This window comes from Pokkaliibacter sp. MBI-7, assembly GCF_029846635.1.
GTDB lineage: Bacteria > Pseudomonadota > Gammaproteobacteria > Pseudomonadales > Balneatricaceae > Pokkaliibacter.
Genome location: NZ_JARVTG010000001.1, coordinates 1,060,133 through 1,075,067 on the forward strand (window position 1 = coordinate 1,060,133; position 14,935 = coordinate 1,075,067).

A 14,935-nucleotide genomic window follows, 5' to 3' on the forward strand; every position below is an offset into this window, starting at 1 on the left:
CAGCAAGCTTGCTATAATGCCTTCCCCCGCCGGTACCGATGGAAGCTGCTGTGTCTGTTCTCAACTCTTTTCTGGCCCAGGTTTTACGCTGGCCACGACAACTGATGCTGTGGCTGTTACAGGGGCTGGTGCTGCTCTACCGCTATACCATCAGCCCGCTGCTTGGCAATAACTGCCGTTACACTCCCAGCTGCTCGGAATATGCCATGGAGGCACTGCAACTGCATGGCCCGCTCAAGGGCGGATGGCTGACACTGAAGCGCCTTGGCCGTTGCCACCCTTTCAGCCACCAACATGGCTGGGACCCGGTACCGGGCAGTGAGTCAACGCAGCAGCCCGGGCGCCGCCAGCGTACCGATAAACAGGCTTGTGCCCATCAGCATCATCACCAGCGCCGCCGTAAAACCAAAACACCGGTCAAGCAGCGCTAATCCTCTGGGGCGCTCACGCAGCAGGCGATAACCGACCTCCCGCGCCCATACTGCCAGCGTCGCCAGAACACAGACAGTCAGTGCGGTCCCCACGGCCATCAGCACTACCCCTAACACTCCGTACCAGAAGATATGCTGCGACAGGCAGAACACCAGTAACAGCACCGCACCGCTGCAGGGACGCAAACCAATGGCGGTAACGATGGTCAGCCGTTGACGCCAGAGTGCACGCAGATCAGGCTGAGCGGAAGTGGGGGTGGCAGCACTGTTCGTGCCTGACAATCCGCCTACAGAGACGTTGCCTGACTCTGCCGACGACAATGGTTGCAGCTTAGTGAAGCGCAGCGTTTGCGGTTGAAGCACAGGCCTTGCTATGTGCGACGGAGCCAGCGCTCTGGGATGATGGCCTCTGGCATGATTGCCATGGTGATCATGGCCGCAGCAATGATGAGTGCCACGCCAGACTCGCCAGGCGAACACCACACCAAACAGGGCAATAGCCAGATAGCTGACCTGCTCCAGCAGCTGAACATACTGAGTCACTTTTGCCGAGAGAGCCAGCACGCCGGCCAGTCCCCCTACCAGCAACACCGCAACCAGCGCCTGTACCATGGCGGCACCAGCAGATAACCACATCCCCTGACGCCAACGACTGCGATCTGCCAGCAGGTAACTACTGATCACCGCTTTGCCATGACCCGGACCGGCTGCATGAAAAACGCCGTATGCAAAAGAAAGCCCCCAGAGCAGCCAGCCATCACCGGTTTCGATCAGTGCCTGAGTGGCAGCCACCATCTTGCGATGCAGGGAAATCTGCGTGCTTTGAATCCAGTTGACCCAGTCCGCCCACCAGGAATGATCGGCAGCAAGCTGCTCACGCAACCCTGCTGCCAGCACTTCGGACGGCAGTACTGCAACGATCAGCAGCACCAGAGAAGCCGAAAATACCCAACCGGAAAATATAAACGGAAACGCTGACTGACGCAGAAGTCGGCCACCTTGCCATGTGTGCACAGCCATCTCAGGAGTCCTTACAGGTGAAGGTTATCCAGTCAACCGGCACCAAATCGCGCTTATCGGCCTCCATGGCGTCAATAGCCTCATACGTGCAGGGAGTGGTGCCAAGAAACTGAAGTGCGCCCTTTTCAGTCGGAGCCAGATCAAAATAGTTTTCCGGGTCCAGAAAGCTGAGTTCAACCTTACTGGTCAGAGGTACCGGCGCTTCTGGCTCGATCAGCAGGTGATAAACCACAGCTTTGTTTTCCACGGCAGCGTCCGTAATGACGATATTAGCCATAGGTACCAGCTCATCATCCTTGAGCATCCAGAAGAAATAATGCGTCTTTTCCATGGACTCGTTCAGCAGTGCGATCACTTGCCGCTTTTCATCCTCATCCAGCTGATTATTGCTGTTGAGATCGAACTGACTCATCACATTGGTGGTTGAGAAGGGGTCCAGCACCATTCGGGCTTCCAGCTGAACCAGCTGTGTGCCCTGCACGCGCGCCTGCAGACTGTAGTCGATAAACACATGGGGATGAGCCGAGGCCGAATGACTGAGTACCAGCAGCCCCAGAAGGATCAGGAGCCTCGTCCCCGATCGTGTGAATATGCCCGCTAACTTTCCACCCACCTTGATCACTCCATTGCTAAAGAGGGCCGCAGTGTACGTTACCTTGTAACAACAGAAAACCTGCCAATGCTAGCGCAGTGGAAAGCGTGCACCTTCATAGAGACGGAAGTCGGCACCAAAGGCGATATTGAGAAACTCTGCCAGCATACAGGCTGTCAGGCCCCAGATTTCATACTGCTCATAGTGCCAGCAAGGAATATGGGAGCGCAGACCGCGCAGGTCGATGGCGTCAATGCGGGAGGGAGGGGTTTCCAGAAAGAACGGCACAGGCACACGGAACACCGCGGCAATCTCACCTTCATTGGGAGACAACTGCAACTTGCTCGGCACCAGCCCCACAATCGGAGTGACCTGCAGCCCCCAGCGGGAAATAACCTGACCGGAGCGTCCCAGAATTTCGACCTGAGAAGGTTCAAGTCCAATTTCTTCATAGGCTTCACGCAGTGCGGTCTGTTCCAGGCTGCTGTCTTCAGGGTCACGTTTGCCACCCGGAAAGGCGACTTCTCCACCATGAGTAGACAAGGTAGAGGCCCTTCGGGTCAGTATGATGTGCGGGACTTTTTCATCTCTGGTCAGGGCGATCAGCACCCCTGCCTGAGCCCGACCATGGCCAAGAGTACGCGGCTGATGCCGGTTCAAACGATAAGCCACCTCTTTCCACATGAAGCTGTTCTCAATCTGCTGTCAGCCACACATCATAAAGGCATTGTTATTGAGTCAGGCACTTCAGTCTGTATCGGCGAGACGGCGAGCCCGCACTTTCAAGACAAGGCACTGACACAACCCCTGATTTTGTTGTGATGACATGTGCGGTGCGATAAAACGGTTAAACGACGATCAAACCTTGCCCATACCCGGCGGATGATTAGAATCTAGCGGATCACCCGGCCGGTGGTAAGTGCGATACTGGATCCAATCACAGCATCGCCCTGAAAGCCTCTAGTGCAGGATAATCCGGATAACAAGCTATTACCTGATGGCTGAGCGGTTTCCCTGTTAAGTTTTATAGAGCAAAAGTACGCCTCCGGCACCCGAATTTGAGGAATATGCATGAATTTCTGCAGTCAGTGCGGTCATCCCGTCGCCCACCAGATCCCACCAGGTGACGACCGTCAGCGCTATATGTGCAATCACTGCGGTGCCATTCACTATCAGAATCCTCGTATCATCGCTGGCACCCTGCCAGTCTGGCAGCAGCAGATTCTGTTGTGTCGACGCGCCATTGCCCCCCGGCAAGGCTACTGGACGCTGCCAGCAGGCTTTATGGAAAACGGCGAAACAACACGTCAGGCTGCGGCAAGAGAAACCTGGGAAGAAGCGCTGGCCAGAGTGGAGGTGGGTGAACTTTACACCATCACCAGTATCCCCCACATCAATCAGGTGCAGATGCTCTATCTGGCCGAGTTGCCACACCCCGAATATGCTGCAGGCCCTGAAAGTACTGAGGTCAGGCTGTTCAGTGAAGAAGAAATCCCATGGGACGAGCTGGCCTTTCTGACCATCAGTAATGCGCTGAAGCTGTACTTCGAAGATCGGCGCAACGGCGTGTTCCCCACCCGTCATATCGACCTGAATCACTGACCACGGCACACTGCCACACGCTGGTAACAGCGGCACGCTATTTTCCCGAAATAATCTGGCTGCTATCGGCCCCCAGACAAAGAACAGCTCGCCTTAGGCCAGTGATCATCGTGAGATCGTGAACCTCTGTATCTGAACATTAATTTCACCAGGGCAAAGACAGTGCTCTGGTGCCATGGAGACTGCATGTCCTCTTCCACTTCCTCCAATAGCCACGAGCACGGCGCTTCGAAAGAATTTATTGTGCTGATGGCGTTCATTATTTCTCTGGTTGCGCTGTCTATTGATGCCATGTTGCCCGCCCTGCCCGATATTGGTCGCGATCTGGGCGTCAACGAGCCCAACCGCAACCAGCTGATTGTCTCCATCCTGATGCTTGGTATGGCTGTTGGCCAAATGATCTACGGCCCCCTGTCTGACAGTATCGGCCGCAAACCCGCCATTCATCTGGGTTACGGGCTTTTCATCATTGGCAGCCTGCTGTCCATCTTTGCGACTGACTTCAACATGATGCTGCTGGGGCGCTTACTGCAGGGCGTGGGCGTTTCAGGCCCGCGGATTGTCGCCGTAGCACTGATCCGTGACCGCTTTGAAGGACGCATGATGGCGCAGGTGCTGTCCTACGTGATGAGCGTGTTCATCATTGTGCCCGCCATGGCACCTGCGGTAGGACAAGCTATTCTGCTGTTTACCGAATGGCAGGGCATCTTCGTACTGCTGCTGTTGATGGCCATTGCTGCGCTGGTATGGCTGCAACTGCGCCAGCCCGAAACGCTGACACCTGAGCGACGCAAACCTTTCTCACTCAGGAATATCCTGCGCGCCATTCGCGAGGTCTGTCATACGCCGGTGGCGCTCGGCTTCACTCTGGTGACCGGTATCGTGCAAGGGGCCTTCCTTGCTTATCTCAATACGGCACAACAGCTGTTTCAGGTGGAATACGGCTTGGGTGAACACTTCCCCGCTGTCTTCGCTGCCCTGGCGCTGGCAATTGGTCTTGCCTCGGTAGCCAATGCACGCCTGGTGGTGCGTTTTGGCATGCAAAAAATCGCCACTTATGCACTGATGGCCGTATCAGTGATCAGTCTGATCTGCTTCGTCGTATCGGCGATGATGGGAGGGCTGCCGCCTCTGTCGGTCCTGATGGTTTTTTTACTGCCACTGCTGTTCTGTGTTGGCCTGCTGTTTGGCAACCTCAACGCGCTGGCAATGGGACCACTGGGCCATATCGCAGGCGTGGGTGCTGCGGTAGTAGGCTGCCTGTCCACGCTGGTCTCTGTCCCTATCGGCATCGTGATTGGACAGGCGTTCAACGGTACCGTACTTCCCCTGATCGGTGGATTTGCGCTGCTTGGAGTACTGGCACTGATCGTGGTGCTGATCATTCGCCGCAAGCTGGGTGAAATTCACTAAAAGCATGCACCACGAAATATGAAGGCTGAGTATTCCCTCAGCCTTTTCTTGCCTCCCACTGAGGTGCACAGGTCACCACATTGCCAACAATAATCAGGGTCGGTGATGCCAGTGGCTGGCGTTGCAGATCTGCCTCCACCTCTGCCAGTGTCGACAGCAGCAGCTGTTGTTCCGGGCAGGTACCCTGCTGAATAAGGGCAACAGGTGTGCTCTGGCTCATACCGCCACTCAGCAGCCCTGTGACTATAGCGCCCAGTGCAGTCAACCCCATATAGAACACCACTGTCTGCTGTGGACGTGCTAATGACGTCCAGGGCAGATTCAACTCGCTGTCCTGAGGATTGCCGTTGATGTTCTGCAGATGGCCGGTAATGAAGGTCACACTCTGGGCATGATCACGATGAGTAAGGGGAATGCCACAGTACGCTGAGCAGCCTGATGCTGAAGTGATACCGGGTATCACCTGACAGGAAATGCCTGCCGCCATCAGCTCCTCAACCTCCTCGCCTCCGCGACCAAAGATAAAGGGATCTCCGCCCTTCAGTCGTACGACGAGCTTGCCAGCCTGCGCCTGCTCGACCAGCAAGGCGTTGATCTGATCCTGCGGCAGACTATGCAGGCCTTTGTTCTTGCCGACATAGATGCGTTCGGCATCCGCTCTCGCCATGGTGAGAATCGCGGGCGATACCAGCCGGTCATAGATAATGACATCGGCATGCTGCAGTGCGCGCAATGCTTTCAGCGTCAGCAGATCAGGGTCACCCGGCCCAGCGCCTACCAGCACGACCATACCGTTCTGAGTACGTTCGGCGGGAAGACGCTGCTGCAACCAGTCCGCTACCGCCTGCGGCTGCAGCGGCAAGCCCAGTTTGGCTTCCTGCCAGACGCTGCGCAGCCAGTCACGTCGTGGTGCGCCCTTGGGCAACGCTGCCTGCCATCGATCTTTACTCTGCGCCAGCGCCTCAGCCAGTTCGCCGAGGCCAGCGGGTAACAGCTGTTCAAGCTCTTCACGCAGAATGGTAGCTAACAGCGTCGCCTTGCCAGCGGTTCCCACCGCAAGCTGCACATCACCACGCTGAATCCGGGCAGGAAAGGTCACCGAGCAAAGAGAAGGACGATCCACAACGTTGATAGGGATATGTCGTACCGAGGCCAGCTGAGCAAGCAGCTCAGCTTCCTGCTGGCTGACATCGGCCGCAATGATCAGATCAGCCTGATCAAGGTCCGCCTCCTGCCAGTGGCGAATCTCGTAATGTGCTCCCGCGTCCATCAACGCGCGTTCGACATTGGGTACCAGCACATCAGCAACAAGATGAACCTCGAAGCCCGCTTCCAGCAAGGGGCGCAACTTGGCCTCTGCCTGCATACCACCACCGATAAGCAGAGCCCGGCGTCCCTGACTGACGAAAAACAAGGGTAACGATTTCATCTACTAGCAGACCTGTACTGACGTCCCAACCACGGTGACAGACTTGGAACGTGCTCACGGTCTGCTGCGCGTCAGTTATACGGCGTTGAAAAGACCTTCGGCTGCTCATTTACGTCAAGTAAACTCCGCTTCCTCAGCTCTTCTCGCCTTGTCTGGCGCGAGATCGTGAACACCTTCTTAACAGCGACCGATGCTAATATAGCCAAAGGCAATATTAAACCCTGATGCAATATCGTTATTTTCTATATAAAGCGTAAATTTTTCTAACCATCCATTCGGCTGGCCCGGTAAGTGCCAGATCTGCGCCTGTCACCTACCGTTGATTTCTGACTGTCGACACTGATCAGCCTTGCCGGGTGATCCGCACAAAATAGTGATTATTACAGACATGACAGGGTTTTATGCTGCCCGCCTCTGTCATGCAATGCATATGGCCACACTCATTGCATTTAAAGGTGCCGGGGGCTGCCACCTCGCCACTGACGTACACATCATCTTCGAGTGTAAGACGATGCTGCAGTTCCAGCATGTCCAGCTGACTGCGATCAGCCAGACTGAGCAGCATGTCAGCAGTACGATGCTCCAGCAGCTCTATATCAAACTGTAACCAGCGTTTGAGTTCCTCCCGGGAGGAGCCAGCATTGGTTGCCATCGAATGAATGTCACGCCGCACCCAGGCCTTGAGCAGCTCGATCTCATCTTTGGTCATATCCTCGGCGGCCAGTTCGAGTTTGGCGGCCTCTTCAAGCCGGTCCTGAATCGCCTTCCAGGACCGATCCTCCACACTTTCCAGCAACTGCTCCATCCGCGCCAGCAGACGCTGATAGAGCGAGACCTGTTTCCCTTGATTTTGCTGATCTGACATCGCCTTCTCCTTGCAGTGGCACAGTTGTTTCTCTAGGTTATAATGCTTGCCTTACCAATCCGCGACCCCCAGCCACGACACAGCATCGGAATCTGACGACTGTCTGACTGGCGTCAACCCTACGGCGAGCTCCAGGCCAGACCTGGCGGCCATCCGGAACAGCAGATACCAAGCAGAATGAACGAACACTATCAACCGCACGACATCGAAGCCGCCGCCCAGCGATTCTGGGAAGACAACAAAACCTTTGAAGTGTCACAGGACGACAGCAAAGAGAAGTTCTACTGCCTGTCCATGTTCCCCTACCCCAGCGGCCGACTGCATATGGGGCACGTGCGTAACTACACTATTGGTGACGTAATCACCCGCTATCAACGCATGCTCGGCAAGAATGTGCTGCAACCTATGGGCTGGGACGCGTTTGGTCTGCCTGCTGAAAACGCAGCTATCAAGAACAATGTTCCTCCCGCCAAGTGGACCTACGAAAACATCGATTACATGCGTAACCAGCTGAAGCGTCTTGGCTTTGGCTACGACTGGCAGCGTGAAATCGCCACCTGCCACCCCGAGTACTATCGCTGGGAGCAATGGTTCTTCACCAAGCTGATGGACAAAGGGCTGGTCTACAAGAAAAACGCAGTAGTCAACTGGGACCCGGTAGACCAGACTGTACTGGCCAACGAACAGGTGATTGATGGCAAAGGCTGGCGCTCTGGTGCTCCGGTTGAGCGCAAGGAAATCCCCCAGTGGTTCCTGAAAATTACTGATTATGCTGATGAGCTGCTGGCTGATCTGGACAAGATGGAAGGCTGGCCGGAGCAGGTCAAAACCATGCAGCGCAACTGGATCGGTCGCTCCGAAGGGGTGGATCTGCAGTTCGCGGTTGAAGGCGAAGAGCCGCTGTCGGTATTTACTACCCGTCCTGACACCCTGTACGGCGTGACCTATGTGGCGGTTGCTTCACAACACCCACTGGCACTGAAAGCCGCCGAGCACAATCCTGAACTGGCCGCCTATATCGAGCGTTGCCGCCATCTGAAGGTGGCCGAAGCGGATATGGCGAAGCTGGAGAAAGAAGGCTTCGATACCGGTTTCGTGGCTATTCATCCGCTGACCGGCAAGAAAATTCCGGTCTGGACCGCCAACTTCGTACTGATGGACTACGGTTCAGGCGCTGTCATGTCTGTGCCTGCACACGACCAGCGCGACTGGGAGTTTGCCAGAAAATACAACCTGCCGATCATTCAGGTCATCAAACCTGAGAATGACAAGATCGAAGTCAATCTCGACAAGGAAGCGCTGACTGAAAAAGGCGTGCTGATCAACTCTGCCGATTTCGATGACCTGACTTCCGAGATCGCCTTTAAAGCCATCGCCGCCACCCTCGAAGAACAGGGTGCAGGCAAGGTCACCATCAATTACCGTCTGCGTGACTGGGGCGTATCGCGTCAGCGTTACTGGGGTGCCCCCATTCCGGTGATCAACTGCGCCTGCTGTGGTGCCGTGCCCGTTCCGGAAGAACAGTTACCAGTGGTGTTGCCCGAAGACATCGAATTTGATGGCGTCGGCTCCCCCATCAAGAAAATGCCATCGTTCTATGAAACCACCTGCCCGAAATGCGGTGGTGCAGCTGAACGTGAAACCGATACCTTCGACACCTTTATGGAGTCGTCCTGGTACTACGCACGTTTTGCCAGCCGCAACTGCAATAACGCCATGCTGGACGGTGAGGCCAACTACTGGACGCCGGTCAACCAGTATATCGGCGGTATCGAACACGCCATCCTGCACTTGCTCTATTCACGCTTCTTCCACAAGCTGATGCGCGACATGGGCCTGGTCAGCTCGGATGAACCCTTCGAGAACCTGCTGACGCAGGGCATGGTGCTGGCTGACACCTACTACCGTGAAGATGAGAAAGGTGGTCAGCACTGGTATTCACCACTGGATGTCACCGTCAAGCGTGACGACAAGGGCAATATTGTCAGCGCCACCCTGAACAGTGATGGCGAGCCGGTGCTGTCTGCCGGCATGAGCAAGATGTCCAAGTCAAAGAACAACGGCATCGATCCACAAACCATGATCGACCGCTTCGGTGCCGACACCGTGCGCCTGTTCATGATGTTCGCAGCACCGCCCGAACTGTCACTGGAGTGGTCTGATTCCGGCGTCGAAGGTGCCAACCGCTTCCTCAAGCGGATGTGGAAACTGGTCAACGACCATGCCGTCAAAGGTCAGGCTGGCGCACTGGATGTGGCCAATCTGACAGAAGAACAGCGTGATCTACGCCGCAAGGCTCATGAAACAGTTCAGAAAGTGACCGACGACATCGATCGCCGTCACACCTTCAACACGGCCATTGCCGCAGTGATGGAGCTGTGCAACGCCATCTCCAAATTCAGCGACAGCTCGGCGCAGGGGCTGGCGGTGGAGCACGAAGCCCTGTCTATGGCCGTGCAGTTGCTTTCTCCCATCACTCCCCATATCAGCCATCAACTGTGGCTGGATCTGGGTCACAGTGAAGCGGTCTGCGACAGCGCTTGGCCCAAGGTAGACAGCGCTGCTCTGGTACGTACTACTGTTGACATGGTAGTGCAGGTCAACGGCAAGACCCGTGGCAAGATCACCATTGCGGCTGATACCGAGCGCAGCGTGATTCAGCAGCTGGCACTGGCTGAAGACAACGTACAGCGCCACGTAGCAGATCAGACCGTCCGCAAGGTGATTGTTGTTCCAGGTAAGCTGGTCAACATCGTTGTGGGTGGTTGATAGCCCCTCAGAGACAAGGCTTGACGCGCGACCAGATGTCGCGCGTTGCTCACTTCAAGCAAGGAGATAAGCATGCGTTTTTGGATAGTGCTGTTGAGTGCCCTGTGGCTGGCTGGTTGTGGTTTCCAGCTGCGTGGCGCCCAGAATGGCGAAACCGGTCTGGTGATGCCAGTGAAAGCCAAATCCCCTCTGGAAGAACGGGTTCAGGCCAAGCTGACACAATTGGGTATTGATGGCAGCTACCATGGCGGCGACTACATGCAGATCATGTATGTGGACGAGCGTCGTGACCGCAGTCTGTTGGGCAGTGATGGCTCTGCAACTGAATATCTGCTGACCACCACGCTGACCTACAAGCTGGTCAACCCCTCGGCTGACACGCCTAATGTGCCGAAGAAGCTGCGACTGGAACGCACTTATCGTTACAACCAGGACACACTGCTGGCTTCTGATACTCAGGAAGCTCAGATACGCGATGAGATGCTGGGCGAACTGCTCAATCAGCTGCTGATGCGCTATCGTGCAGCGGAACACCGTGTTGAACCCCGCGAGTAACAAGTAGCCCCGCATGAAGCTCAAAGCTGAGCAACTCGACTCTCACCTCGATAAAGGTCTGTCACCGGTCTATATGCTGACCGGTGACGAGCCTTTACTGATGCAGGAATGTGCCGACCAGATCCGTAGCCAGGCGCGCAAGCGTGGCTTCGGTGACCGGGAGGTTTTTCATGTGGAGTCCGGCTTCAACTGGGAACAGGTGCTGGCCTCTGCCAATAGCCTCTCTCTGTTTGCAGAGCAAAAGCTGCTGGATGTCAGGCTGTCAGGCAAGCCGAACGATCAAGGCAGCAAGGCACTGCTTGAGTACGCCTCACGTCCGCCACAGGACACGGTGTTACTGCTTACCTTACCCAAACTCGACAGCAGTGCGATGAAGGCCAAGTGGGTCAATGCTATCGAGCAGGCCGGTGTGCTGATACAAATCTGGCCAATGGATGCTCAGGGGCTCCCTCGCTGGCTGGCTCAACGTGCCAAGCAAAAGGGCCTGCGCCTGACAACCGCAGCAGTGGAAGTCCTGGCACAACGAGTAGAGGGAAACCTGCTCGCCGCTATGCAGGAGCTGGATATGCTGGCTCTGGTCAGTGATGGCGCCGAAATCGATGATGAACAGATCCTCGATCTGGTAGGTAACCACGCGCGTCATGACGTCTACGATCTGTGTCGAGTTGCTTTCAGTGGCGACTGGCCAGCGACGCTGCGCATCCTGTCACACCTACGTCAGGACGGCGCCGAGCCCACATTGATGTTATGGGCATTAACTCGTGAGTTACGTGATCTGCTGCAACTGCTACGCCTGCAACGTGACGGTATGAACTTTGACAATGCCTGCCGACAGGCCAGGATATTTCCTCAACAGCGCCAGATTCCTCTTCGCAAAGCAGCGCAGCGTTGCCGCCCGGTATTACTGATGGCTCTGCTGCGACAGGCTCAGCAACTGGATGTCTTTAGTAAGACAGGGCAGACCGCCCTGTTCTGGACTGAACTGGAATTGTGGCTATCTCATCTGACAGGCCATCCCCTGCCCTTACCTTTCTACCGTCAATGACAGAGCTTACCCGTGCACCTGCCGTCAGTTCAGCACGTACTCACGATTCGCAGACATCGACCACATGACGTTGATAAGCCCGCTAATGCCCATTCAGGCACACTACTACCACAGGTAAAATGCGTCGCCTCACTGCTTTCGCCTTGTCTGCCACGAGTCCGCAACCATGCACGCGCTCTGAGATTGCCGTGATGATTGCGACAGGGCCTGCGCACCCGGCCTGCTCTTTACATTCACCAGACAGATCTTTGACCTTCCCCTTTGCCGAATGCCGCTACACTTGTACAGGAAGTCACTCCCCTCACTCAAGGACACGACAATGCAACAGAGATTGACTGCCCTGTTGTTGGTACTCGGCAGTTGCACCACGGGTGCTGCGCTGGCCAATGACGATCACAAAGGCCCTCATATACCCAAAGTGGCAATAGAGGCGTGCGCCAGCAAGCAGGAAGGCCAGGCCTGTTCATTCCTGGGTCGACAGGGTGAAACTGTCAGCGGCGTGTGTAGCAGCGCTCCCCCCATGCGCCCTCCACAGGAAGGTCAGGGAAATCAGCAGCCACCTCAGCCACAACAGTCAGGCAACGACATGCCACCACCGCCTCAGGGTGAAAAGGTCATGGCCTGCCGCCCCGATCATCCGCCGCAGAGTGACATGCCACCACCGCAGTAAACTGCAGCGGTACCTTGTTAAAAAGGACATCGCCAAAAAACAAAAGCAGCCGTGGGCTAATGCCAGTCAGTTAAGCTGACTGGCATTTTTATTTCTGGTCGGATACTTGGACGGCTTGGGCTTGACCACCCGCGGGTAACTGCGCTCCTCACGTCGATGAGGCAGGACGTAGTGCATGGCCGAAGCCTGTAGTTCAGCCAGGTAGCGAGGGATGTTGCCTGGATGATTCAAAGAGACCCCGTTCAAGAAGCCCAGGATCGCCCAGGTGCAGGCGGTGAAACTCATTTCGCAGGGGGAGATGCCAGGGCAGTGGCGACTCATTTCCAGCATTTGATAACGCAGCAGATTGTACCCCAGCAGTACGCCCCACAGCTCTTGTTCAATCATCTCCGGCGTTTTACTGCGCAGTGTGTAGTGACCCGCGAGCATGCCTTGCTTCATTTCTCGATAGCCCAATTCGATTTCCCAACGCTGGCTGTACAGATCCACGATGTCATCTGGCGGAAAGCGCAGAGGATCGATCATCGAAGTCAGTACTTGCCGGACTTTGCCCTTGATGGTCTTGCTTAATAACCTGGCCTGTAGCGTGTCGGGCAGCTCGGGCCATTGCTTACGCGCCTGCGGCGAGGTCTTTAGCGAGACGATGGCATCCTGGCGTCCCAGCTTGTATAGCACCTCATATTGAGCATCCTTGCGCAGCGGCAGTAGCCAATGGCGCTGAGTGCCTGTTTGTTGCCAGCGATGAAGAAGCCCCAGCGAATAGAAGCCACGGTCGAACAAGGTCAGCGAGTGATCGGGTGTGCTGTCGATCAGTTGTTCGGCCAGCTTCATCTCGTTGCTGTGGTAGCCGGCAAAAGCACTGCTCACCAGCATGTGACTGGTCAGTTCCATCTGGCAGACCATGCGCACTTGAGGAAAGCCGGTATCGCCATGCTGGTTACTGGCACTGCCATAGTGCTTGCGGTTGTCGTCCGTATCCGGTGTGCGCCAGACCACGCCATCGACACTGAGCAGGCGCAAACCCGCCCAGGTGGGGTGATTGGCGCTGGCATGCCAGCGTTGTTGCGTCAGGGAAAAGACTTCTCGCACCGCCGCACTGCCCAAGCGTTGCCGACCTTGCACGATGGCACTGGGTGCTACCAATGGCCTCTGTCCAGGCAGCATGATGCCCATACGGCTAGCGGCATCCCAGGCTGACATCCGGCGAAACAACGCCATGGCGATCACGCACCAGATCATGGCTTCAAGGGGGAGACGTCGCTTACGTAAGGTCGCCACTCCCGCCGTTTCCAGTGCGGTGCTGACCAGGTCTGGATCAAGCAGCGCCCCCAGTTCATCAAGGGCGTGAGTAGTAGAAGCGGCTTCGTGAGTCAGTGCCAAGGCGCGGGACAGTCGCATAAAAAATCCGATGCTCAAAACAAGCATCGGATTTTCGTTTCAGGGCGCAAAAGGTCAAGCTGTTGGGCTTAACTGACTGGCATTAAGCCGTGGGCTGCTTTTGTTTTTTTACAGAAGGAGGTAGTAAGAATCAGCTTACTTTCTCACCATGTGCCTGCTTATCGGCATGATAACTGGAGCGAACCAGAGGGCCGCTGGCAACATGCAGGAAGCCCAGATCCTCGGCAATGCGCCCAAGCTCAGCAAACTCTTCCGGCGTAACAAACCGGTCTACCGGCAAGTGATGGCGCGAAGGCTGCAGATATTGTCCCATGGTAACCATGTCCACATCGTGCGCACGCAAATCTTTCAGTACCTGGACGATCTCTTCATTGGTCTCACCCAACCCCAGCATCAGGCCCGACTTGGTTTTGACCTCAGGACGCATCGCCTTGTAACGCTGCAACAGGGTCAATGACCACTGGTAGTCAGAACCAGGACGAATCTTCCGATACAGCCGTGGGATCGATTCCATATTGTGATTGAAGACATCGGGTGGTGTGCCAGCAAGAATATCCAGAGCGATATCCATACGGCCACGGAAGTCAGGCACCAGCACTTCGATTTCGATCTTCGGTGAGCGCTCACGGGTTTCACGGATACATTCAGCAAAATGCTGCGCACCACCGTCGCGCAGATCATCACGATCTACCGAGGTGATAACGACATAGCGAAGACCCATATCGGCAATCGCTTCAGCCAGTTCGCGTGGCTCATCCTTGCTCAGAGCATTGGGACGCCCGTGCGCCACGTCACAGAAAGGACAGCGACGGGTACAGATCTCACCCATGATCATGAAGGTAGCAGTGCCCTTGCTAAAGCACTCACCCAGGTTAGGGCAGCTGGCTTCCTCACAGACCGAGGCCAGCTTGTGCTGACGCAGTTTGGCCTTGATACGCTGTACTTCAGGAGAAGCGGGAATACGAACCTTCAGCCAGGAAGGCTTACGCGGCATCTCTTCGGTCGGCATGATTTTGACCGGGATACGCGCCATCTTATCGGCACCTCGAAGTTTGACGCCTTGTTCAACCCGCTTGGGAGTATTGGGTTCAACAACTACGGCAGCGTCACTGGCCGCAGTGTGGGGTTCCGCAACGAGGGGCTGTA

General features: G+C 55.9%; 14 protein-coding genes. 7 read left to right on the forward strand and 7 right to left on the reverse strand.

What is annotated here, in order from left to right; genetic code table 11:
- The first annotated feature begins 50 nt into the window (after positions 1 to 50).
- Entirely contained in the window at positions 51 to 431 is a 381-nt protein-coding gene (gene yidD, locus QCD60_RS04700; protein ID WP_279782893.1) for a membrane protein insertion efficiency factor YidD, read from the forward strand.
- Here yidD and QCD60_RS04705 read toward each other — a convergent pair.
- From QCD60_RS04705 to QCD60_RS04715, 3 genes are all read right to left on the reverse strand, one after another.
- Complete coding sequence (locus tag QCD60_RS04705) at positions 324 to 1,451, reverse strand: hypothetical protein (protein ID WP_279782895.1); 1,128 nt, start codon at positions 1,449 to 1,451, stop codon at positions 324 to 326. The two genes, yidD and QCD60_RS04705, sit on opposite strands and share 108 nt — an antisense overlap.
- Before the next feature lies 1 nt (position 1,452).
- A complete protein-coding gene (locus tag QCD60_RS04710) occupies positions 1,453 to 2,064 on the reverse strand; it encodes a DUF1007 family protein (RefSeq protein WP_279782897.1) in 612 nt (203 codons plus the stop codon).
- Positions 2,065 to 2,133: 69 nt separating this feature from the next.
- The gene (locus QCD60_RS04715) at positions 2,134 to 2,727 is read right to left on the reverse strand and encodes a CoA pyrophosphatase (protein ID WP_279782899.1); all 594 of its coding nucleotides are present in this window, start codon (positions 2,725 to 2,727) and stop codon (positions 2,134 to 2,136) included.
- Positions 2,728 to 3,114: 387 nt separating this feature from the next.
- Between QCD60_RS04715 and QCD60_RS04720 the strand changes: the two genes are divergently transcribed.
- The gene (locus tag QCD60_RS04720) at positions 3,115 to 3,645 is read left to right on the forward strand and encodes an NUDIX hydrolase (RefSeq protein WP_104151923.1); all 531 of its coding nucleotides are present in this window, start codon (positions 3,115 to 3,117) and stop codon (positions 3,643 to 3,645) included.
- Positions 3,646 to 3,831: 186 nt separating this feature from the next.
- Positions 3,832 to 5,058, forward strand: coding sequence for a multidrug effflux MFS transporter (locus QCD60_RS04725; protein ID WP_279782902.1), 1,227 nt, complete (start codon positions 3,832 to 3,834; stop codon positions 5,056 to 5,058).
- Between the two features lie 37 nt (positions 5,059 to 5,095).
- Here the strand turns inward: QCD60_RS04725 and cysG are convergent, their stop codons facing one another.
- Together cysG and QCD60_RS04735 are read right to left on the reverse strand one after the other, a co-directional pair.
- Positions 5,096 to 6,487 carry a siroheme synthase CysG gene (gene cysG / locus QCD60_RS04730; protein WP_279782904.1) on the reverse strand — a complete coding sequence of 464 codons (1,392 nt, stop codon included), beginning with the start codon at positions 6,485 to 6,487 and terminating at the stop codon, positions 5,096 to 5,098.
- Positions 6,488 to 6,830: 343 nt separating this feature from the next.
- A complete protein-coding gene (locus QCD60_RS04735; RefSeq protein ID WP_110188175.1) occupies positions 6,831 to 7,352 on the reverse strand; it encodes a zinc ribbon-containing protein in 522 nt (173 codons plus the stop codon).
- A 177-nt stretch (positions 7,353 to 7,529) separates the two neighbouring features.
- Between QCD60_RS04735 and leuS the strand changes: the two genes are divergently transcribed.
- From leuS to QCD60_RS04755, 4 genes are all read left to right on the forward strand, one after another.
- Complete coding sequence (leuS, locus tag QCD60_RS04740; RefSeq protein ID WP_279782907.1) at positions 7,530 to 10,121, forward strand: leucine--tRNA ligase; 2,592 nt, start codon at positions 7,530 to 7,532, stop codon at positions 10,119 to 10,121.
- Between the two features lie 72 nt (positions 10,122 to 10,193).
- Positions 10,194 to 10,676 (forward strand): LPS assembly lipoprotein LptE, encoded by a 483-nt coding sequence (lptE, locus tag QCD60_RS04745; RefSeq protein ID WP_104151928.1) that lies wholly within the window; start codon positions 10,194 to 10,196, stop codon positions 10,674 to 10,676.
- Between the two features lie 13 nt (positions 10,677 to 10,689).
- Positions 10,690 to 11,721 (forward strand): DNA polymerase III subunit delta, encoded by a 1,032-nt coding sequence (holA, locus tag QCD60_RS04750; protein WP_279782910.1) that lies wholly within the window; start codon positions 10,690 to 10,692, stop codon positions 11,719 to 11,721.
- Between the two features lie 319 nt (positions 11,722 to 12,040).
- Positions 12,041 to 12,391 (forward strand): hypothetical protein, encoded by a 351-nt coding sequence (locus QCD60_RS04755; protein WP_279782912.1) that lies wholly within the window; start codon positions 12,041 to 12,043, stop codon positions 12,389 to 12,391.
- Positions 12,392 to 12,457: 66 nt separating this feature from the next.
- Here the strand turns inward: QCD60_RS04755 and QCD60_RS04760 are convergent, their stop codons facing one another.
- Positions 12,458 to 13,789: an IS4 family transposase gene (locus QCD60_RS04760; RefSeq protein WP_279782914.1), complete on the reverse strand. Its 1,332-nt coding sequence runs from the start codon at positions 13,787 to 13,789 to the stop codon at positions 12,458 to 12,460.
- Between the two features lie 130 nt (positions 13,790 to 13,919).
- Positions 13,920 to 14,822 carry a lipoyl synthase gene (lipA, locus tag QCD60_RS04765; RefSeq protein ID WP_279787880.1) on the reverse strand — a complete coding sequence of 301 codons (903 nt, stop codon included), beginning with the start codon at positions 14,820 to 14,822 and terminating at the stop codon, positions 13,920 to 13,922.
- Between the last annotated feature and the right edge of the window lie 113 nt (positions 14,823 to 14,935).